The 19,473-nt window shown below is 58.3% G+C and carries 20 protein-coding genes; 7 read left to right on the top strand and 13 right to left on the bottom strand.

Annotated elements, in window-relative coordinates:
* Nucleotides 1-149: 149 nt before the first annotated feature.
* Together ADG881_RS17820 and ADG881_RS15580 are read left to right on the top strand one after the other, a co-directional pair.
* Nucleotides 150-284: a hypothetical protein gene (locus tag ADG881_RS17820; protein WP_007148563.1), complete on the top strand. Its 135-nt coding sequence runs from the start codon at nt 150-152 to the stop codon at nt 282-284.
* A gap of 90 nt (nt 285-374) precedes the next feature.
* Entirely contained in the window at nt 375-1,748 is a 1,374-nt protein-coding gene (locus tag ADG881_RS15580; protein ID WP_007149722.1) for a DEAD/DEAH box helicase, read from the top strand.
* Nucleotides 1,749-1,827: 79 nt separating this feature from the next.
* Here ADG881_RS15580 and ADG881_RS15575 read toward each other — a convergent pair whose 3' ends face one another.
* From ADG881_RS15575 to ADG881_RS15565, 3 genes are all read right to left on the bottom strand, one after another.
* Nucleotides 1,828-2,502, bottom strand: a complete 675-nt coding sequence (locus tag ADG881_RS15575) for a hypothetical protein (protein ID WP_007149471.1) — start codon at nt 2,500-2,502, stop codon at nt 1,828-1,830.
* A 128-nt stretch (nt 2,503-2,630) separates the two neighbouring features.
* On the bottom strand, nt 2,631-3,131 hold the full coding sequence (locus tag ADG881_RS15570) for a hypothetical protein (protein ID WP_007150742.1): 501 nt from the start codon (nt 3,129-3,131) through the stop codon (nt 2,631-2,633).
* Nucleotides 3,132-3,321: 190 nt separating this feature from the next.
* On the bottom strand, nt 3,322-4,227 hold the full coding sequence (locus ADG881_RS15565) for an aspartyl/asparaginyl beta-hydroxylase domain-containing protein (RefSeq protein ID WP_007149091.1): 906 nt from the start codon (nt 4,225-4,227) through the stop codon (nt 3,322-3,324).
* A 259-nt stretch (nt 4,228-4,486) separates the two neighbouring features.
* Here ADG881_RS15565 and ADG881_RS15560 point away from each other — a divergent pair, with 259 nt between their 5' ends.
* From ADG881_RS15560 to yecR, 4 genes are all read left to right on the top strand, one after another.
* Nucleotides 4,487-6,193, top strand: a complete 1,707-nt coding sequence (locus ADG881_RS15560; protein ID WP_007148338.1) for a mechanosensitive ion channel family protein — start codon at nt 4,487-4,489, stop codon at nt 6,191-6,193.
* A gap of 105 nt (nt 6,194-6,298) precedes the next feature.
* Nucleotides 6,299-6,472, top strand: a complete 174-nt coding sequence (locus tag ADG881_RS17695) for a hypothetical protein (RefSeq protein ID WP_007150661.1) — start codon at nt 6,299-6,301, stop codon at nt 6,470-6,472.
* 348 nt (nt 6,473-6,820) lie between these two features.
* Nucleotides 6,821-8,113 (top strand): LssY C-terminal domain-containing protein, encoded by a 1,293-nt coding sequence (locus ADG881_RS15555; protein WP_007151110.1) that lies wholly within the window; start codon nt 6,821-6,823, stop codon nt 8,111-8,113.
* Nucleotides 8,114-8,204: 91 nt separating this feature from the next.
* The gene (gene yecR, locus ADG881_RS15550; protein WP_007149494.1) at nt 8,205-8,531 is read left to right on the top strand and encodes a YecR family lipoprotein; all 327 of its coding nucleotides are present in this window, start codon (nt 8,205-8,207) and stop codon (nt 8,529-8,531) included.
* Between the two features lie 353 nt (nt 8,532-8,884).
* On the opposite strand, the gene sat is transcribed toward yecR, so the two are convergent.
* The 7 genes from sat to ADG881_RS15515 all read right to left on the bottom strand — a co-directional run bounded on the left by sat (nt 8,885) and on the right by ADG881_RS15515 (nt 16,379).
* Entirely contained in the window at nt 8,885-10,090 is a 1,206-nt protein-coding gene (gene sat / locus ADG881_RS15545) for a sulfate adenylyltransferase (RefSeq protein ID WP_007150320.1), read from the bottom strand.
* 206 nt (nt 10,091-10,296) lie between these two features.
* The gene (locus ADG881_RS15540; protein WP_007149096.1) at nt 10,297-11,355 is read right to left on the bottom strand and encodes a succinylglutamate desuccinylase/aspartoacylase family protein; all 1,059 of its coding nucleotides are present in this window, start codon (nt 11,353-11,355) and stop codon (nt 10,297-10,299) included.
* A 119-nt stretch (nt 11,356-11,474) separates the two neighbouring features.
* The gene (gene rimK / locus ADG881_RS15535) at nt 11,475-12,383 is read right to left on the bottom strand and encodes a 30S ribosomal protein S6--L-glutamate ligase (RefSeq protein WP_007148982.1); all 909 of its coding nucleotides are present in this window, start codon (nt 12,381-12,383) and stop codon (nt 11,475-11,477) included.
* A complete protein-coding gene (locus ADG881_RS15530) occupies nt 12,380-12,838 on the bottom strand; it encodes an ATP-dependent zinc protease (RefSeq protein WP_007150043.1) in 459 nt (152 codons plus the stop codon). The genes rimK and ADG881_RS15530 overlap by 4 nt, the downstream gene beginning before the upstream one ends.
* Nucleotides 12,838-13,221, bottom strand: a complete 384-nt coding sequence (gene gloA / locus ADG881_RS15525) for a lactoylglutathione lyase (protein WP_039926957.1) — start codon at nt 13,219-13,221, stop codon at nt 12,838-12,840. Before gloA ends, ADG881_RS15530 begins: the two co-directional genes overlap by 1 nt.
* 294 nt (nt 13,222-13,515) lie before the next feature.
* A complete protein-coding gene (locus tag ADG881_RS15520) occupies nt 13,516-14,931 on the bottom strand; it encodes a YncE family protein (protein WP_007149635.1) in 1,416 nt (471 codons plus the stop codon).
* 224 nt (nt 14,932-15,155) lie between these two features.
* Nucleotides 15,156-16,379 (bottom strand): argininosuccinate synthase, encoded by a 1,224-nt coding sequence (locus ADG881_RS15515; RefSeq protein ID WP_007150960.1) that lies wholly within the window; start codon nt 16,377-16,379, stop codon nt 15,156-15,158.
* A 226-nt stretch (nt 16,380-16,605) separates the two neighbouring features.
* Between ADG881_RS15515 and rnt the strand changes: the two genes are divergently transcribed.
* Nucleotides 16,606-17,274 carry a ribonuclease T gene (rnt, locus tag ADG881_RS15510; protein ID WP_039926955.1) on the top strand — a complete coding sequence of 223 codons (669 nt, stop codon included), beginning with the start codon at nt 16,606-16,608 and terminating at the stop codon, nt 17,272-17,274.
* Nucleotides 17,275-17,404: 130 nt separating this feature from the next.
* Here the strand turns inward: rnt and ADG881_RS15505 are convergent, their stop codons facing one another.
* The 3 genes from ADG881_RS15505 to ADG881_RS15495 form a co-directional block, all read right to left on the bottom strand.
* Nucleotides 17,405-18,007 carry a peroxiredoxin gene (locus ADG881_RS15505; protein ID WP_007148668.1) on the bottom strand — a complete coding sequence of 201 codons (603 nt, stop codon included), beginning with the start codon at nt 18,005-18,007 and terminating at the stop codon, nt 17,405-17,407.
* A gap of 222 nt (nt 18,008-18,229) precedes the next feature.
* A complete protein-coding gene (locus ADG881_RS15500; RefSeq protein ID WP_007149202.1) occupies nt 18,230-18,961 on the bottom strand; it encodes a PepSY-associated TM helix domain-containing protein in 732 nt (243 codons plus the stop codon).
* Between the two features lie 44 nt (nt 18,962-19,005).
* Nucleotides 19,006-19,419: an FMN-binding protein gene (locus tag ADG881_RS15495; protein ID WP_007149067.1), complete on the bottom strand. Its 414-nt coding sequence runs from the start codon at nt 19,417-19,419 to the stop codon at nt 19,006-19,008.
* Nucleotides 19,420-19,473: the final 54 nt, after the last annotated feature.

Raw genomic sequence — 19,473 nt, 5'->3', positions numbered from 1 at the left:
TACGGGGTTTTGCCCACGGCCACTGACAGCAACCCAACCCGGCTACCATTGAGACGCATATGTAAGCAAAAGCTTACATCGACACAACAGAAGCCCGCCGCCCGATCACGCTACCGTTAGTACACAGAATAAACAGAGGGGAAGGAAAAATGGAACAGGATGAGTCTCTGGATCTGAACTGGCTCCCCGAGCAGCTTGATGGCATCTTCGAAGACAGCCATGCCGCCGACGCCGGCCAATGGGAATCCATAGAAAGCCACGATATCAGCTACCAGGCGGCCTGAACCGGCCGTCGGCTTTACCAAGCATTACTCGTGTTCACGCCCCGGATCAGTTAGGCTTGCCGCCCTTTTCCAGCTGATCCTCCCAACTTCATGCATTTTTCAGATCTCGGGCTGTGTGATGCCCTGCAAGCGGCCGTGGCTGAGCGTGGCTACGACACGCCTTCCCCTATTCAGGCCCAGGCCATTCCCGCCGTATTGTCCGGCCGTGATGTGATGGCCGCCGCCCAGACCGGTACCGGCAAAACCGCCGGCTTTACCCTGCCGCTTCTGGAACGTCTGCGCACCGGCACCCCCGCACGCAACAATCAGGTCCGCGCCCTGGTACTCACGCCAACACGCGAGCTGGCCGCCCAGGTGGCGGAAAGCGTCTCCACTTACGGCAAGAACCTGCCACTGACGTCCAGCGTGGTATTCGGTGGCGTGAAGATCAATCCGCAAATGCAGCGCCTGCGTGGCGGTTGCGATGTGCTGGTGGCCACACCAGGACGCCTGCTGGACCTGTATCAGCAGAACGCGGTGAAGTTCGATCACCTGGAAGTGCTGATCCTGGATGAAGCCGACCGCATGCTGGACATGGGCTTTATCCACGACATCCGCAAGATCCTCTCGAAACTGCCTCCCAAACGGCAGAATCTGATGTTCTCTGCGACCTTTTCGCCGGAAATTCGTGCGCTGGCCAAGGGGCTGGTCAACGACCCGGTGGAAGTGGATATCAGCCCGCGCAACACCACCACCGAACTGGTCACCCAGTGGATCGCACCGGTGGACAAGAAGCGCAAACCCGCCCTGCTGACCCACCTGATTCAGGAACACGGCTGGTTCCAGGTACTGGTATTCAGCCGCACCAAGCACGGCGCCAACAAGCTGGCCAAGCAACTGGAAGCCAACGGCATTGAAGCCGCCGCCATTCACGGCAACAAAAGCCAGAATGCGCGCACCCGCGCCCTGGCAGACTTCAAGAACGGCAAGGTCCGCGCCCTGGTCGCCACCGATATCGCTGCTCGCGGGCTGGATATCGAGCAACTGCCCCAGGTCGTCAATGTGGACCTGCCCAATGTGCCCGAGGATTACGTGCACCGTATCGGCCGCACCGGCCGGGCCGGCGCCACCGGACAGGCTATCTCCCTGGTCAGTGCCGACGAATTCCAGCAGCTCAAGGACATTGAACGCCTGACCCAGCAACAGCTGGAGCGCAAAATCGTGGCGGGCTTTGAGCCCGGCGAACCGCTTCCTGCTGGCCGCGCGCCCCTGCCTCCGAAAAGCTCGCGGCCCAAGAAACCGAAAAAGCCCTCCTCCGGTGGTCACCGGGGCGGGCAGTCGTCCGGTAACGGCCAACGTGCCCAGCAAGGCAACAAGGCCAGCGGCAATGGCGGCAATGCGGGCGCCGGAAAACCTGCCGGGAACGGGCAGCGTCGGCGCCGGCCGCAACGCAACAACCGTCCGGCAAATGGCAATAAAGCCTGAATCGCGACATGCGACGGCGCCTGACGCCGCACAAAAAAACGGGGCCAACTGGCCCCGTTTTTTATGCTGACGCCAACCCTTAACGCTGGCGTAACAGCCCCTGATAGTGGGCCATATAACCTTGCAGCTCGGCGTCACTCAGGTCTTTGAGCACCTTGTTGTTCACCGCATGCACCGCTTTGCGGCTGCCATCCACCCCCACATTCAGGGCCTTCTGGGTCACAAACCCCACCTTCACTTCCTTGGTGTTGGCGACAAAGACTTCATCAATAATCTTGTCTGCCACATCGCCCATGGCGCGGGTGACCAGCGCCACATCCTCGGTGCCTTTGCCCGCCGCACACAACTCGGTGGCCTTGCGGAAGGTCTCGGCAAAGGCGTCATCCACCGGGAATGAAATATGGGCCTGGTTACCGTTATCGTCACCGGCCTGCCAGTACATGGCTTTCACGTTCGCCAATACCGGTGCAAATTCCTTGTTGGTGATTTTCTTGAAGATCTGGCGAGTCAGCATGCTGGACGCTTTACCCGCAGTAGAAACGGCAAAATCGATGACTTTTTTCTGGCCACCGGACAGTTCGGTCATGTTGGCCGGCTCCACCAGAAACAGGCTGAGAACACGGTCGGTCAGATGATCTGCCATCTGGATAAACTTCTCCGCGCTGTCCTTGCGGTCGTTTTCAACAGCGTGGATGAAATCTTCCGTGCTGTTCACCAGCGCCGGGTTTGCGGGAATCGCCACCACATTTTGCATTGTTATGTCCTTGCCTGTTCTGTGTGCCCAGGCCGCCCATCAGGCAGCCGATCAAGCTGGCCATAATAACGGGGCGATGGGCACAGGGGAAACGCCGATCAGGCCGGAATAACAAAGCTGATACGTCTTCAGGGCGAACTCGCACTTTGTGTAACCGCACCGGTTTGCGACGGATGGCGGATATCCACCTGTGGCGTAGTCAGCATGGTGCCATTCATGGCGCAATCCGGCCCCAGGTTAACCTGTTCAAAGCTGGCCGAGGCCTCAGCATTGCGCCATACCAGCGACACCGGGCCCGGACCGCAAACACCCCCGAGCAAAGGCACCCGGACTGTTACTTGCATATCATGCACCGTGAGCTTGCGAGGGCTATCCACCTGCCCTTGCCAGGGCAGGCCCAACGCCTTGATGCTTTTACACAAAGGATTGAGGCCACCGAAAGACACAGCCGTAACGCGCAAAGCCCCGTCACCGCCCACGCGGCCATCGAAGGTGGTATTACAGGACACGGGTATCCGGCCTTTTTTCATGGCCAGTTCACCGCTGGCGGAGAAGGGGCCAGCGGGCGCCACAGCCACGTCGGCATAAGCAGTGAAGGAAAGCGACAACAACACGATGGGCAAGAGCACGGTGCTCCTGCGGGCAATGACAGTCCTTATCATTGTTATTATTCCTGTTTCTGTTCTTATTTTGTCCGGTGTTTTTCTGATTATCTCCCCACACCCATACTGTCACGGCAATTCAATGGCTGCCAACCACAGCACGGCGGATCTTCGCCGCGCTGCTACCGTTTATCGCTCTCCGGAAAATGAACAACATTCACACCAATTGGTAACTGACACTGCCCAGTACCGCCAAAACCACTGCCCACTTGGCAGTCACATAGAATCGCTTGTTCTTCCGCTTCACCGATTTTAGGAAGCCTTTGTAGGCGATCACGCCCTTGCCCAGCTTGTTACCAATACCGGTGTGGCTGCTGTCCACGTTGTCGATCATGAACAGGCGATTGAAAAACCAGCCGAAGAACCAGTAACCCTTTTGCACCCATTTGCTCTTCAAGGGACGGTCCACGTCGGTCATCAGGATGATGCGGGGCGTCTCGGTGCGGTTCCACGCAGAATGAATATAGGTTTCATCGAAGATAATGCTGTCGCCATCGCGCCAGATGTAATCCTCTTCGTTTACCGTCAACCCGCAGTTTTCATCATTGGGCGTGCTCAGACCAATGGAGTAGCGCAGCGTGTAGGCAAACGGATCGTGGTGACGGTTCAGCTTCTTGCCCGGCATCAATACCGCGAACAGGGCGATATTCAGGGTGGGAATCTGCTCCAGCAACGCCATGGTTTTTGGCGCCAGGTCGTAGGCCGAAGGCAGCTTGTTGTCGTACACCTTCAGATAAAAACTGGTCCAGCGATTGTCCTTGTAAAAACTGCTAGCCGGCAGATCCTCTTTCGCCGTAATCAGGCCACCGTGGTACAGCGCCACCGCCTCATCGCGAATGGTTTCCCAGTTGTCTTCGATCAACTGTAATTCCGGCAGATGCGACAAGCTCAGGCGCGGCGTGGTTGGCACCTTGGACAGCAGATAGGCCGGAATATTGAACGGCACCATAAAGGTGGAAAAGTCCGACAGCTGGCGCTTCAGGCCAAACGGTTCCCGGTTACGCATCCGAATAAAAATAATGCAGCCTGCATAAATCAGCAGACAGGCCAGAATCACGGTCATCTGTTTTCCTTTGGTTCATTGATTCCAGGTTCGAGGCAACCCGCGCTGCCCAAAAAATCGACGGACGGGATTTTAAAGCAAAATCCCCCGTAAAACCGGGATAATACCTGCCAATTGCCGCCATTGCTCTGTCTGACAGGCCCGTCGGTCTGTTCGCTCCGGCCCTGCCGGGGCCGCCATCATTGGCCGACACCCCGGTTAGCGGTACATTCTAGCCTTGCCTTTGCACAACAGCCGCCACCCTTGAGGAATCCACCCTGTGACGCACCGAATTCTGCCCCTGATCGCCTGCCTGCTGCTCTTGGCACAGTGGAGCCACGCCGACGATAGCTCGCTGACCATCAAGGATGTCATTGATACAGGGGAGAAGGCCGAGGCGGTGATTGCTGACTCCCTGCAAGATGACAGCATTCGACCCGGCGATACCCCCCTATCGACCATGCTGGCCATCATGAACGCCGCCCAGGACGGAAACTGGGGCGCTGCCGGGGCTTACCTGGACATGCGTTACCTGCCCGCAGACATGGCCAACAAGGACGCCGCCACCTTGATGGAGCAGCTGAACATTGTCTGGGGACAGCAGCGCATTCTGGACCTGACCCGGTTATCCACCCACCCGGAGGGGCACCGGGATGACGGCCTGCCCAGCTACCGGGACAAGATCGCCACCCTGACCCTGCCGGACGACACCCTGACCCTCTATTTGCAACGGGTACCCGGCGATGACGATCGTCGTATCTGGAAAATTTCCAACGCCACGGTGCAGCAAATCCCCCATCTCTGGGAGCTGTTCGGTTACAACCCGACCATCACCCGCCTGGCGGATTATCTGCCGGATTTCACGATCCTCTATATGCAGAACTGGCAGGTGGCCGGGCTGATACTGATCATCATCGGCGCCTGGCTGGCCTCTTCCCTGCTGCGCCGGCTGACACTGCGCCTGCTGGCGTTCTCGGACCGCTACCGCGATACCCTGCACCAGTTCTTCTCCATGCCGTTTCGCTGGTACCTGTTCTTCAAGATGATGCAGCTGGGCGTCGCCGAACTGGGCCTGTCCATCCGCGCCCAGGTGTACCTGAACCAGTCCGCCCTGGGCTATCTGGCCACCCTCTTCCTGGCGCTGGGCATTATCGAGCTACTCTCTGCCCTGTTCCTTAGCAGCGCCCAGAACCAGAAGTACTGGTCCGGGATCATCCGGCCAGTTCGTACCATCCTGAAAATGATCGCCGCTGTGGTGATTTTTCTGCTGTGGCTCAGCGACTCCGGCTATGACATCACCACGGTGCTGGCCGGGCTGGGCATCGGCTCCATCGCCGTGGCGCTGGCCGCACAAAAAACCCTGGAGAACGTGATTGGCGCCTTCACCCTGTACATTGCCAAACCCGTTCAACCCGGCGACTTCTGCCGGGTTGGCACCACCGCCGGCGTCATCGAGGAAATCGGCCTGCGCTCTACCCGCATTCGCCAGACGGACCGCACCGTGGTGTACGTTCCCAACGCGGTACTCGCCAGTGCCAGTATCGAGAACATCAGCGAGTCCGATTTCCGTCGCTACCACCGCGACCTGCATATTCGCCTGGGCGCCAGCACCGACCAGCTGCGCCAGTTACTGGTCGACCTGCGGCGCTTGATTTACAGCCACCCACGGCTCACCGAGCGTGCGGCCAGGGTGCGTTTCGAAGAAATCCTGCGGGACGGCTACCGCATCTCGCTGAACTGTTATGTGGACAGCAGCGCCTACAGCGAATTCCTGGCCGTGGCTGAAGACCTGAACCTGCGCATCCTGCAAATCCTGGAGGATAACGACGTCCACCTGGCGGTACCGGTTCAGCAATGGGTCAACAACACCGAAGGCAGCACAGCCACGGTGCAACGCAACCAGGATGACGCTCTGCCCTTCCCGGACTTCAGCGACGACGACAAGGCCGCCATGAAAGGCAGCCTGGACTATCCGTACAAGGGTTAAGTCAGAATGTATATACATTGACTATCTAAAAGATAGCCTATAGCCTCATTGAAAGTCGAGCGTGAACCGGCGACGATGCGGCGTGATTTTTCATGGTGATGACCAATGGCAAAAAGCAAAGCCAAAAAGAAAAACAGCCAGCTTATCGTCCGAATCAACGACGAAGAGCGTGTGCGCTTTATCGAGCTCTGTGAGGAACTCGATACCAGTGCAGCAAGGGAAGTGCGCCGGTTTATTCGCGACTTTATCAAGAATCAGGAAGCGCCTTCCGGCGACTGACTGAAACCGATAAAACCTGTATTCGATATAAACGACGGAGCACACCATGTCTCAGAAGAAAAAGCTGAAAAAAGCCATCAAGAACAGTAAAGCCAAGATCAGCAAGCAAGAAAATGTTGTGAAGAAACTGAAGAAAAAGCTCAAGAAGCTTTAATCTTCCATTGAAGGGGCCGGCATCGCCGGCCTCCTTCAACCACGTTCAGCTTTCTTCAACTTCCTCCCCCTCCCTTTCACCCTATTGCATATCACCCCACGCACCCAACCGCGTACGGATTCAGTTTCAATCATCAGCATCCCGCCAATGGCAGTGTTAACATCAAGCTTCACGGGTTCAGGGGATGTTTGGGAATGATGCAACGGCTCGCTTTGCTATTCAGCCTTTTCACTTTCGCTGCCGCATGCAGTTTTCAACCCGGCATCGTCGACGACAACGCTCTGCGCGAAGGCGCCACGCAACATGCGGAACAAGCGCTGACCGTACGCGCCAGCGTCATCAGTGACAGCGATGCCCACGACATCTTTGGCGTGGCTCTGGGCATACACGGCATTCAGGCCGTCTGGCTGGAGGTGGACAACAACACCGGAACGCCGCTGTATTACCTGCCCGTCACCACCGACCAACAATATTTTTCGCCACTGGAAGTGGCCTGGAAAGTGAAGGGAAAGTTCGGCAAGGAAGATGAAAAAGCCGTGGACCGCATGTTCGTTTCCCGTGCCATGCCCATCAACCTGCCAACCGGCAAGCGCACCAGCGGCTTTGTATTCACCAATCGCGATCTTGGCGTCAAGGTGGTCAATGTGGACCTGCTGGGAGGTGGAAAAAGCTGGCAATCGTCATTCATCATCGACGTGCCTGGCATCAAGCTCGATGTGGAAAAAGTCGATATCACCACCCTGTATAACGAGCAGGACCACCTGGAAGTGGATCGGGACGGGCTTCGCGAATGGCTGAGGGGCCAAACGTGCTGCACGGCCAACGCCGACAACGACGCCAGCGGCGACCCGCTCAATTTTGTCCTTGTCGGCGACAGTCAACTACTGCTCAGCGCCATGGTGCAACGGGGCTGGGACCTGACCGAACGCATCCATGGTGGCTCGATCTGGAAAACTACCAAGTCCTTCCTGATGGGCTCCAGTTACCGTTACTCCCCGGTGAGCTCCCTCTATGCCCTGGATCGCCCCCAGGATATGGCGCTGCAAAAAGCCCGTGGCAATATTCACCAGCGCAATCACCTGCGCCTCTGGCGGGCGCCACTGCTGTGCGACGGTGAACCGGTCTGGCTGGGACAAATCAGTCGGGATATCGGCGTACGCTTTACCTTCAAGTCGCCCACCCTGACCACCCACAAAATCGACCCGGATGTGGATGAGGCCCGGGACTATCTGCTCCAGGACATGATTTTTTCCCAACGGCTGGCCGAGTTCGGGTATGTGCGCGCCATGGAAGCCAAACACATCGACAATCCCGGCCATAACCTCACCGGGGATCCCTTTATTACCGATGGCCTGCGGCTGGTGATGTTCTTCCATAGCCCCATGACGCCCATGCATGAAGTCAAAGACCTCCACTGGGAACAGCCGGACCGGAACCGCCGCCACTGGATAGAAAGCGATTCGGCCCCGACGGTGCCATCACCGTAATTTTTTGCTTTCTTTACAGATTGTCGCTTGAGTCCTTCAAACCAACCCGTAGGCTTTGTGGATACTGCTCACCCACTGACTGGAGCCAACCATGTTCACTCGATTGCTGACCGTGCTTGCCGCCGCGTCCCTGGCCGCCTGCGTGACCGCCGCCTCCCCGATCCGGGTTGCTGACGGAAACCAGAATGAAGGCACCGTGACCCTGGCCACCGACTATAACCTGATGCAGAACCCACAGATGGACTGGCAACAAGGCCTGCAAAAAGCCAGCGCGCAATGCCAGGGCTGGGGCTACAGCGGCGCGATTCCCAGTGGCAAACCCAGCCAGAACTGCAGCAATGAAACCCAGGACGGTGACTGTATCGGCTGGACGGTGAACGCGACTTTTCAGTGCACCGGGCAGGCTCCCCAGCAGTAACTTCCGCCGGCAATGAAAAGGGGTTATCGCGGAGAGTGACTGGCGACTGATGTCCGACTTTACCTGCGCAAGGAGCCTGCCTGCTGGCAGCTCCTTCTCTTCGCGAGGTTCGTCCCCCAAGAGGAACGCCTACAGCGGCGCTGTAGCAGGATTTTGTTTCCTGTTTGTGTAGCTTTCACGTCTGGTGTTTGGTGTCGAACGTTCTGCAAAGTGCAAAATGTTCTCGGCAGGTCCATTTAAAGACTGAACGTTTTTTCACTCTTATCCGCGAAAAACAAAAAAGCCTCTTAAAAGAGGCTTTTTTGTTTATCTTTCTGATGCCTACTGAGCGAACGTGCTCAGGTCAGCCCTGATTACTTGTCGGCGTCCAGCGCCTGGTAGTAATCCATCAGGATCTGCGCCACTTCAGGACGGGAAAATTCCGGCGGCGGGGCAATGCCCTGACCCAGCATCTCACGGACCTTGGTGCCTGACAGCAGAACAAAATCGTCCTTGGTGTGATCCGGCACATCACGCATCATCACCACACGATCGAGCTTCTTGGAGTAGGCGGTATGGTCGGCTTCGAAGATCTTGATCTCCAGGGCGCCTGCCGGCACTTTTTCCTGGAAAATGGTTTGTGCGTCGAAGGCACCGTAATAATCACCCACACCAGCGTGGTCACGACCCACGATCAAGTGGCTGCAACCACAGTTCTGGCGGAACACCGCGTGCAGCACCGCTTCACGGGGGCCGGCATACAGCATGTCAAAACCGTATCCGGTGATCATCACGCTATTGGGTGGGAAATACACTTCTACCATCTTGCGAATAGAGGCATCACGCACTTCAGCCGGAATATCACCGGCTTTCAGCTTGCCCAGCAACATGTGGATCAGAATGCCATCGGCGTTCAGCGCTTCCTGGGCCATGCGACACAATTCTTCGTGGGCACGGTGCATCGGGTTACGGGTCTGGAAAGCAACCACATTACTCCAGCCGCGCTCAACAAACTCATTGCGGATGGAAACGGCGGTGCGGAAGGTGTCGGGGAAGTCGTCAGCAAAGTAGGAATAGCTCAGCACCTGGATATCGCCGGAAACGATAAAGTTGCCCGCCGCCAGGAAATTCGCCACGCCCGGGTGCTGCTTGTCGTTGGTAGCGAAGACCTGCTCGGCCACCGCTTCCAGCTCCGCGTCAGAGGCTTCTTCGATAGCCGCCACGTCCATCACCGCAATCACCGGCTGACCGTCCACATTGGGGTCACGCAGGGCGATGCGCTTGGCGCCTTCAATCGCGCTGACATCCTTCAGCATATTGACGATCGGTACCGGCCAGAACAGGCCATCGGCAGTGGTCAGGTTTTCTGCCACTGACAGCATATCTGCCTTGTTCATGTAACCAGACAGCGGGGTGAAATAACCGGCCCCCATCATCACCGCATTGGCGGCAGCCGCGGAACTGATCACCACCGACGGCAGGGACTCCGCTTCATGCTGCAGGGCAACGCGGACAGCTTCATCGGCGACGTACAGGGGGGTTAATGCGTCCGCACCATGCGGCTTGACCAAAGCGACCATCTATTCACTCCAAATGCTTAATCAACGAGGGATCCATTTCGCGGCGCAGTATAGCAAAGGATCGGCACCAGGTCGGCCCGGCAATAAGTAATAAGGAAAACACAAACAAGAATAAGACAGACAGCGGCAACCGCCGTCCAATCAGACCGCCAGGGGGGACTCGCCCCCCTGACGCCTGCCCGAGCTGCAACAGGTTGCGGGCCGGATTATACGATTGGCGGCTCCCCCGACAGGGTCGGCCCTTCTTCGATATCGTGGGTGAACTCTTCCAGCGACTGCGCCACTTCCCCCACCTCCTCGAAACGGGCGATGTGGTAGAGGGCTTCGCCTTCGTTAACCAACGGCAGATTGTTGCGGCCGACCAGAATGCCGGCGGCAGGGGCGTGGATATTGATGTCATCGCCGCCAAAGGGGCTGGAGATACGGCCGATCAGATCCCCTTTCTTGATCCAGGCGCCCAGGGCCACCAGGGACAGGAAGACGCCGTCGCGTTCGGCACGCACCCAGCTGGAGGAGCGGGCGATATAGGGCTCAGCGGGTGCCTTGGTGCGGCGGGAACCGGTCATGCCCAGATGATGCATCACGTTAAGCACGCCTTTGACGCCAGCACGAATGCAGGACTCGTCAAAACGCAGTGCTTCACCGGCTTCGTAAGTGATAACGGGAATGCCCTGAGCTTCCGCCACTTCACGCAGCGTGCCCTCGCCCAGCACCGAGTTGATCACCACGGGCACGCCAAAGGCGTTGGCCATGGCACCGGTATCGTCGTTGGACAGGTTGGCACGAATCTGTGGCAGATTATCGCGGTGAATGGCGCCGGTGTGCAGGTCCACCGCGTGGGTGGCACGGTCCAGCACCTGGGTCTTGAACTGCCACGCCATGCGCGCGCCCAGGCTGCCGGTTTCCGAGCCCGGGAAGCAGCGGTTCAGATCCCGGCGGTCCGGCAGATAACGGGATTTGTGAATAAAGCCGAACACATTCACCACCGGCACCGCCAACAGGGTGCCGCTAAGGTTTTTCAGGGCAGAATGGCGCAACAGGCGGCGGATGATTTCCACGCCGTTCAGCTCATCGCCATGGATAGCCGCGCTAACCATGAACACCGGGCCAGGCCGGCGGCCGTTGATCACGTGAATAGGCACATTCAGCGGGGTCTGGGTATAAAGCTGAGCCAGCGGCAGCTCCACTTTTGTGCGGGAGCCGGGCTGAACGGTGATGCCATCAATTTCAAAGGGAGCGTTTTTCGGTTCTTTTGGATTTTTCATTTCTCACCCGAAACAGGCACTAAAATTTCATCCACTGTAGGCGCCTCCCATGAAAGATAACCCTACGGTGCAACATCTTCGCGTTCGCGCCTCAAGTGGCGCTCCTACAGAAGCGAGGATCAGCCTTTGGATCCTTTCGTCTGGGTTCTGTAGGGACGGGCATCCTTTTCGATGAACTTGATGATCATGCCAGCCACATCCTTGTTGGTGGCCATCTCAATCCCTTCCAGGCCGGGGGAGGAATTCACTTCCATCACCACCGGACCATGGTGCGAACGCAGGATATCCACCCCCGCCACATTCAACCCCATGATACGCGCGGCTCGCACAGCGGTGGCGCGCTCTTCCGGGGTAATGCGGATCAGGCTGGCACTGCCACCCCGGTGCAGGTTGGAGCGGAACTCGCCCGGCGCGGCCTGGCGTTTCATGGCCGCAATAACCTTGCCGCCCACCACAAAACAACGGATATCAGCGCCGCCGGCTTCCTTGATGTATTCCTGCACCATCACCGACACATTCAGCCCCATAAAGGCTTCGATTACCGATTCCGCCGCCTTGCGCGTTTCCGCCAGCACCACACCGATGCCCTGGGTGCCTTCCAGCATTTTGATCACCAGCGGTGCGCCGCGCACCATGTTGATCAGGTCGGGAATGTCATCCGGCGAGTGGGCAAAACCGGTGATGGGCAACCCAACGCCTTTGCGCGAGAGCAACTGCAGCGAACGCAACTTGTCCCGGGAGCGAGAGATGGCCACCGATTCATTGATCGGGAAGACACCCATCATTTCGAACTGACGCACCACCGCCGTACCGTACTGGGTAATCGAGGCGCCAATACGTGGAATCACCGCATCAAACCCTTCCAGCACTTCACCCTTGTAGTGAATTTCCGGCTTGTGAGCCACCATGCTCATGTAACAGCGCAAGGTGTCGATCACATGCATTTCATGGCCCGCTGCTTCGCCGGCTTCGACCATGCGTCGCGTGGAGTACAAGCGCTTGTTTCGGGAAAGAATCGCAATTTTCATGGTTGCTCTTTTGTGCCGCCAAGGAGGAATGACGCTGTCGGGTCCACGGTAATCAGGTCCATGGCGGTTCGTCCCAGCAGCATGCGGAATTTCATGTTCTCACGGTCCGTGAGAGTAATCTCAATGGGCCAGTGACGCCCGCCCAACACAATCTCGGTGCGAATCACCGGGCGCTCTTCCTTGTGCCCACCGGAGTCGGTGACCACACGGCGATCCAGCACCGGGGCTTCGCATTCACGGATAGTATCCTGATCCTGGATCGGGTGAATGCAAAAACGCACCCACTCGGCACCATCGCGCTCAAAGGTTTCCACCTGATAGGCGTGCAACGCGGACGTGCGGGCACCGGTATCCACCTTCATCTTGATGGCGTCGATACCCAGTTCAGGCAACGTCGCCCATTCCCGCCAGCCAACGGTGACCTTGTTCGTCACTTGCGACTCCTTCAATGCCATCAATCGCGTCCCAGCAATTCGATTTTATAGCCGTCCGGATCCTGCGCGAATGCCAGCACCGTGGTGCCGTGCTTCATGGGGCCCGGTTCGCGGGTGATACGCCCGCCTCTTTCCCGAATACGTTCACAAGCAGCGTACACGTCGTCCACGGCCAGAGCCACATGGCCATAGCCGTCACCCAGATCGTAGGACGACTGGTCCCAGTTACAGGTCAGCTCCAGCACCGCGCCTTCAGATTCCGGCTGGTAGCCCACAAATACATTGGTAAAGCGCCCTTCCGGGTAGTCCTTGCGCCGCAATTCGGTCATCCCCAGCACCTGGGTATAGAAAGCGACGGACGCCTCAAGATCACCCACACGCAGCATGGTATGCAGGATTCGCATGGTTAGAAAAACTCCTGACAACAAGGAAATGCACAGGTGCCGGAAGCGCCTGCCGTGTCAGGGCGAAGTGTGGTGCGAGAAGGGTCGATTGACAATGAAAAAGTGGGTTTGCGGAGGGGAACACTGTAAAACATACAGGTCACCGTCGCTCATAGCGGACACGCCGGGGGCTATCCCGACATCAGGTGCAAGTGGGTCACGAGATACGAGTCGCGAGAACCTGAAGATTTCACTCTTTGAGGTTTTGCCTTTCCACACTCGCTTCTCGCAACTCGCCACTGCTGTTATCGCGACTCAGGGCAGGAACAGTGACCCCTGATCCTCTACCCAGGCTTCCGGCACACTGCCCTCACGGATACGCTGCGGGTGATCCCCCACATCCACCCGGGCCACTTCCTGGCCGCTGGCATAATTGAACACTGACATCTGGTCGGTGCCGCTCCAGGACACATAGCAATGGTCACCGTCCTTGCTGGTAGTGACCCAGTAGGGCTTTTCGCCGATGCCGGTTTTCAGTTCGTAGGAGAAATCGTCACGGTCCACCAGCGCCACATAGTCACTCATGGTGCCGGCCACACAGAAGGTGCTGTCGTCCGCGCTCAGGGCAATGCCGTGGTGGGCGGAATCGTTCACGTAGGTTTCCCGGGTCACCAACGGGCCGGTGAGATCCGGCAACTCGGCCAGACGCAACACTTTCTGCTCTTCCATGTCGTACTCGATAAAGCCGTGCAGAAAAGACAGCTGGAAGTAGAAATAACGCTCATCTGCCGTGTGCGCCATGGGCCGCACTGCGGTGCTCAGGTTGCCGTGGCCGGCCGCCTCCAGATCGGCTTCCAGATCCAGCGTTTTAATAATTTCCAGGCTGTCGGCATCCACTACCTGAAACACCCGCTCCCCCTTGGTCGCATCCAGCAGGTTCTTGCCCAGCAGAGCGTCAGTGACGCCGCCCAGCAGCTCGCTGTCCAGCGGGGTGTACACGGTACCGATACTGGCGTGATAAATGCGCTTGCCGTCCTCGGAGTAGATATTTTCATGGGGCGAGTCACCGGACGGGAACTTGCCCTGCTCTTCACCGGTTTCCACATCGAGAATATGGACCACGTTGCCGGTGGAGGCGGACACGGCCACCTGGGTGCCATCCGGAGACAATGCCATGTGATCGGAACGGTAGCCGTCGACCTCAAAACGCCAGACCACCTCACCGGTGGCAATATCAATGGCGGCCACATCCGCATAGCTGGGGCGGGAGACGATCAGCAGGCGGCCGTCATTGGAGCTGTACATATCATCCACGTACTGGTGATGGCCTTCGCCAATCAACACGCGGATGCCCTGGAAAAACACCAGATCCACGGGGTTCATGGCAATCGCCTGCTCCCGCTCGGCCTGGTCCGGTATGCCATTGATGCGCCCCAGCCGCGTGTAGGTATTCGCGTCGATCACATCGACCATGCCTTCCCAGTTATTGCCCACGAAAATCACCTTGCGCGGACCATCAGGCTCGGCAGCCGGGTTGTCAGGGGATTCGTCCGTCGGCGCTTCCGGCTCCGCCACCTCCCGCTCTGCTTCCTGCGCCGGGCTACTGGCGGCGGGCGCATCACTGCTGCCTCCCCCACCACACCCTGACACCATCAAGGCGGCACTCAAGGCGATAGCCCCCAAAGCACGGGGAAAGAACGGGATCTCGAAAACCGGTTGGCGCAGCAGCATGGCGATTCCTCAATAGGCCTGTTGTTGTGGATATAGAGCTGTCGATATATCGCTGCTCACAGACTAATTGAGACTGACGTACAACCTAAATGGACTTTCCTTATCGTTATGTAACGTATTACGCCGGACGCCTGACATAAAAAACCGCCGCGAGCCCAAGGCTCGCGGCGGTTTTTTGTGGTGCTTTACCCGTCAGGCGTCGGGCGTCATGCATCCAGCGTAGATCAACCCAACTTGCGGCCCGTCTTGGCGGCAATACGCAGGCGCAGCGCGTTGAGCTTGATAAAGCCTTCCGCATCTTTCTGGTCGTAGGCGCCGGCATCGTCTTCAAAGGTAGCAATGGACGCATCGAACAGGCTGTCGTTGTCGGAACGACGGCCTACCACGGTCACGCTGCCCTTGTAGAGCTTCAGGCGCACTTCGCCGTTCACGTGTTCCTGGGTGGCATCGATCAGCTTCTGCAGAGCAAGGCGCTCCGGGCTCCACCAGTAACCGTTGTACAGCAGCTCGGCGTACTTGGGCATGACGGAGTCTTTCAGGTGCGCGGACTCACGATCCAGAGTCAGGGACTCAATGGCACGGTGGGCCGGCAGCATGATGGTGCCCCCCGGTGTTTCGTAGCAACCACGGGACTTCATGCCCACATAACGGTTTTCCACGATATCCAGGCGGCCAATGCCGTTATCGCCACCCAGCTTGTTCAGTTTTTCCAGCACCTGCGCCGGGCTCAGCGCATCACCGTCGATGGAGACGATGTCGCCCTTTTCGAAGCCCAACGTGATGTAGGTGGGCTGATCCGGTGCCGCTTCCGGGCTCACACTCCAGCGCCACATATCTTCTTCCGCTTCCCACCACGGATCTTCCAGGTTGCCGCCCTCGTAGGAGATGTGCAGCAAGTTGGCGTCCATGGAGTACGGGGATTTCTTCTTCTTGCTGGAGAAATCCACCGGAATATTGCGCTCTTCGCAGTACGCCATCAGCTTTTCGCGGGAGTTCAAATCCCACTCGCGCCAAGGGGCGATTACCTGAATACCCGGCGCCAGGGCGTAGGCGCCCAGCTCGAAGCGCACCTGATCGTTGCCCTTGCCGGTGGCGCCGTGGGAAATGGCATCAGCACCGGTTTCTTCAGCAATTTCCACCAGACGCTTGGCGATCAGCGGGCGCGCAATGGAGGTGCCCAGCAGATACTCGCCTTCGTAGATGGCATTGGCACGGAACATGGGGAATACATAATCACGTACAAACTCTTCGCGCAGGTCTTCAATGTAGATCTCTTTCACGCCCATGGCTTCTGCCTTGGCGCGGGCCGGCTCTACTTCTTCCCCCTGGCCGATATCAGCGGTGAATGTCACCACTTCACAGTCATAGGTATCCTGCAGCCATTTGACGATAACTGAAGTATCCAGGCCACCGGAATAAGCCAGTACCACCTTGTTGATCTTGGACATTGAAAGACTCCGCAAATGGGCGACCGGCAGCGCATGGGCCGGCCCCCGATGAATCGTGGGGCATATCGAGGGGGCGTATTGTACCCGTCCGCCCCCTTGCACGTCACCTCCAGGCAGCGCCGGGCCCGGTTTCGCCTGTTGCCGGGGTGGGGATTCCGGTAGCATAAGCCCCGCTCGCAGCTGCGCTTGCGGTTTCTGCGGGGTCTTTGTGTTTGATGGAGTGATCATGAGCGATCAGCATCCCAGCCTGGCGCTACGTTTCCGCGGCTTTTTGCCGGTAGTCATTGACGTGGAAACCGGGGGATTCAATTCCCAGACCGACGCGCTGCTGGAAATCGCCGCCGTCCTGATAGAAATGGACGCCCAGGGCAACCTGCGCCCGTCCACCCGCATCCAGTTCCATGTGGACCCGTTCCCCGGGGCCAACCTGGAACAGGCGGCACTGGATTTCACCGGTATCGACCCGAGCAACCCGCTACGCGGCGCCGTCTCGGAAGAAACCGCCTTGAAAGGGGTATTCGAGCCCATACGCAAGGCCGTGAAGCAACACGGTTGCAGCCGCGCCGTACTGGTTGGGCACAACAGCTTCTTTGACCAGGGCTTTCTGAACGCCGCCACCGACCGGGCCGATATCAAACGCAGCCCGTTTCACCCATTCTCCAGTTTCGATACCGCCACATTGGCCGGACTGGTGTACGGGCAAACGGTGCTGGCCAAAGCCTGCGAAGCCGCGGGGATCCGTTTCAGCCAGCGCGAAGCCCACTCCGCGCTATATGACGCCACCCGCACCGCCGAGCTGTTCTGTTCCATGGTCAACCGCTTCAAGACCCTGGGCGGCTGGCCACCACCACCCGCCAAAACCATCCCGCCAACCCTGGCGAAAGCGCTGGATTGAATTAGCGCAACACGCTCCACGCAGGCACGCCACACGCTAAAACCACCGCGTGCCCGCGTGTTGCATGCCGCATGAAGCACAAAAAAAGGGGCGCTATTTCTAGCGCCCCTTTTTTTGTGCTGCTTTCTTTTTACAGCTTGTCTGCATTACCAGACAGGTACTCGGCCACACCGTCCGGGGTGTCCTTCATACCGGAATCACCTTTCTGCCAGCCCGCCGGGCACACTTCGCCGTGCTCTTCGTGGAACTGCAGGGCATCAACCAGACGAATCAGTTCGTCCATGTTACGGCCCAGCGGCAGATCGTTAACGATCTGGCTGCGCACCACACCGTTCTGGTCGATCAAGAACACGCCGCGGAAGGCCATACCGCCTTCAGACTCAACGTCGTAAGACTGGGCAATACCGTGGTTCATGTCAGCGGCCAGGGTGTATTTCACCGGGCCGATACCGCCATCATTAACCGGAGTGTTGCGCCATGCGTTGTGAGTAAAGTGGCTGTCGATGGAAACACCGATCACTTCCACGTTGCGCTCTTTGAACGCGTCCATGCGGTGGTCCAGAGCGATCAGCTCGGACGGGCACACAAAGGTGAAGTCCAGCGGGTAGAAGAACACCAGGCCATACTTGCCCTTGATGGCTTCGGACAGGGTGAACTCGTCAACGATGCTGCCATCGCCCAGTACAGCAGGAACAGTAAAATCCGGTGCAGGTTTACCTACCAGAACGCCCATTGTTTCTCTCCATTGTTTCCATTCTTACGGTATAGCCAAAGCAACGTACTCGCTCTGGCCGCTTGAAATTCTGTGGAGCAGCGATCATACAACGCCCGCAGCAATACTGCATGGGCCGCTGAGTGCTGCTACGCACAATCATGGGGATTCCTCCCCGGCTTTCAACAGGTTGACCTGGTTGTTTGGCACGAATGTGAAGACTTTGCGCAAAACACCGCCAATTCAACGACGGGATCGGCTCCAGATCACAGTCCCCGTCAGCGCCAGAATCACCAGCACCAGCGCCGCCAGATCCATGACCAACTGCCCGGCCAGGCCAAACAAGCGCCCTGCGTGCAGATCCAGCAACAAGCGCTGCCAGTTCAGTGACGGCGGCACACTCTGCGCCACAATGCGCTGCTTCATGGTGTCAGGCAGCGACTGCTGGCGGGAAGGCGTCCAGGCGGCATCATCGGGCAACGCCACGCTGGCCAGCTGATCCACATCGTACTGGCTCAGCCCCTGCTCGGTTTTCAGCACCAGCCCCTGATCATTGCGCCCCATGGCACTGAATGCCGGCACCCCGTAGGCCGGGCCCATGCGTTCCACCTGCTGGCCCTGAGCATCCAGCAGCAACAGTGCGTCAGCACAGCCGACCACCGTCCAGCCGTTATCCTGCACCACGCCACGCAACGGCGCCCGACAATAGAGGCTCTTTTCCCCGTCAATAAACAGGCTGTCATTGGCCTGGGCATACCAGCGGTGATCCAGGGCGATACCCGACACGGACTCTGGCACCGGCGCACCATACCAGCGAGCCAGCAGCGGCGGCAGCGGCCGGGACGACCAGCCAAAGGAGTCGATATGATTGAGCAGGACGCCGGTGACAGACAGCACCAGCACGGGCAGCGCCACGGCCAACCCCAACCAGCGATGCCAGCGGCGCCACTGCCGGGTCGGTTTGCGTTGGTTCATGACGGCCTCGGTATTCAAAAAAACCCGTTAATGCGCAGCAACCGCTACGGCGTAAGCTGCTGATCCAGCCACAGAGCCAACCGGGCCGCACGCTGCAAGGCCTCCACCGACAAGGTCGCACCGGTAATGCCATCGATGGAACGGTCCAGTTTGCCGTTTTCCAGTTGCGCCTGATCGAACTGCCGGGTGAAGAAGGCATGCCGCACTTCCCAGCCCCGGGATTCGCGATAAATCAACACGCGCAAAGAAGCGATTCTACCGTCTTTAACACTAATACCAAGGGTAATGGGGTGATCCCGCCCGATGACGTTTAGCACCCAGGCACTGGTTGTTCCATCTGACCAGTAACGCTGGCGGAACCCCGGGTCTTCCTTGCTGAGCGCAACCGCCTGCTGGCGCTGCGTCTCATCCAGCCAAAGCATGGCCGGCGCTGGCACAACCGCAAACTGCTGCGCCATAAAATCTGCGACGGAAAGATACACATCTTCCGCGCGGGCATTTCCTGACAGACA

Source organism: Alcanivorax sp. DG881, assembly GCF_000155615.1.
Lineage (GTDB): Bacteria > Pseudomonadota > Gammaproteobacteria > Pseudomonadales > Alcanivoracaceae > Alcanivorax.
This window is presented reverse-complemented; position numbering and strand designations above follow the sequence as displayed.

What these genes read in the sequence shown, in the direction of transcription:
- ADG881_RS17820 (WP_007148563.1), top strand. Translation starts at nt 150, where the DNA reads ATGGAACAGGATGAGTCTCTGGATCTGAACTGGCTCCCCGAGCAGCTT.
- ADG881_RS15580 (WP_007149722.1), top strand. Translation starts at nt 375, where the DNA reads ATGCATTTTTCAGATCTCGGGCTGTGTGATGCCCTGCAAGCGGCCGTG.
- ADG881_RS15575 (WP_007149471.1), bottom strand. Translation starts at nt 2,502, where the DNA reads ATGCAAAATGTGGTGGCGATTCCCGCAAACCCGGCGCTGGTGAACAGC.
- ADG881_RS15565 (WP_007149091.1), bottom strand. Translation starts at nt 4,227, where the DNA reads ATGACCGTGATTCTGGCCTGTCTGCTGATTTATGCAGGCTGCATTATT.
- ADG881_RS17695 (WP_007150661.1), top strand. Translation starts at nt 6,299, where the DNA reads ATGGCAAAAAGCAAAGCCAAAAAGAAAAACAGCCAGCTTATCGTCCGA.
- ADG881_RS15555 (WP_007151110.1), top strand. Translation starts at nt 6,821, where the DNA reads ATGATGCAACGGCTCGCTTTGCTATTCAGCCTTTTCACTTTCGCTGCC.
- yecR (WP_007149494.1), top strand. Translation starts at nt 8,205, where the DNA reads ATGTTCACTCGATTGCTGACCGTGCTTGCCGCCGCGTCCCTGGCCGCC.
- sat (WP_007150320.1), bottom strand. Translation starts at nt 10,090, where the DNA reads ATGGTCGCTTTGGTCAAGCCGCATGGTGCGGACGCATTAACCCCCCTG.
- ADG881_RS15540 (WP_007149096.1), bottom strand. Translation starts at nt 11,355, where the DNA reads ATGAAAAATCCAAAAGAACCGAAAAACGCTCCCTTTGAAATTGATGGC.
- rimK (WP_007148982.1), bottom strand. Translation starts at nt 12,383, where the DNA reads ATGAAAATTGCGATTCTTTCCCGAAACAAGCGCTTGTACTCCACGCGA.
- ADG881_RS15530 (WP_007150043.1), bottom strand. Translation starts at nt 12,838, where the DNA reads ATGGCATTGAAGGAGTCGCAAGTGACGAACAAGGTCACCGTTGGCTGG.
- gloA (WP_039926957.1), bottom strand. Translation starts at nt 13,221, where the DNA reads ATGCGAATCCTGCATACCATGCTGCGTGTGGGTGATCTTGAGGCGTCC.
- ADG881_RS15520 (WP_007149635.1), bottom strand. Translation starts at nt 14,931, where the DNA reads ATGCTGCTGCGCCAACCGGTTTTCGAGATCCCGTTCTTTCCCCGTGCT.
- ADG881_RS15515 (WP_007150960.1), bottom strand. Translation starts at nt 16,379, where the DNA reads ATGTCCAAGATCAACAAGGTGGTACTGGCTTATTCCGGTGGCCTGGAT.
- rnt (WP_039926955.1), top strand. Translation starts at nt 16,606, where the DNA reads ATGAGCGATCAGCATCCCAGCCTGGCGCTACGTTTCCGCGGCTTTTTG.
- ADG881_RS15505 (WP_007148668.1), bottom strand. Translation starts at nt 18,007, where the DNA reads ATGGGCGTTCTGGTAGGTAAACCTGCACCGGATTTTACTGTTCCTGCT.
- ADG881_RS15500 (WP_007149202.1), bottom strand. Translation starts at nt 18,961, where the DNA reads ATGAACCAACGCAAACCGACCCGGCAGTGGCGCCGCTGGCATCGCTGG.
- ADG881_RS15495 (WP_007149067.1), bottom strand. Translation starts at nt 19,419, where the DNA reads ATGGCGCAGCAGTTTGCGGTTGTGCCAGCGCCGGCCATGCTTTGGCTG.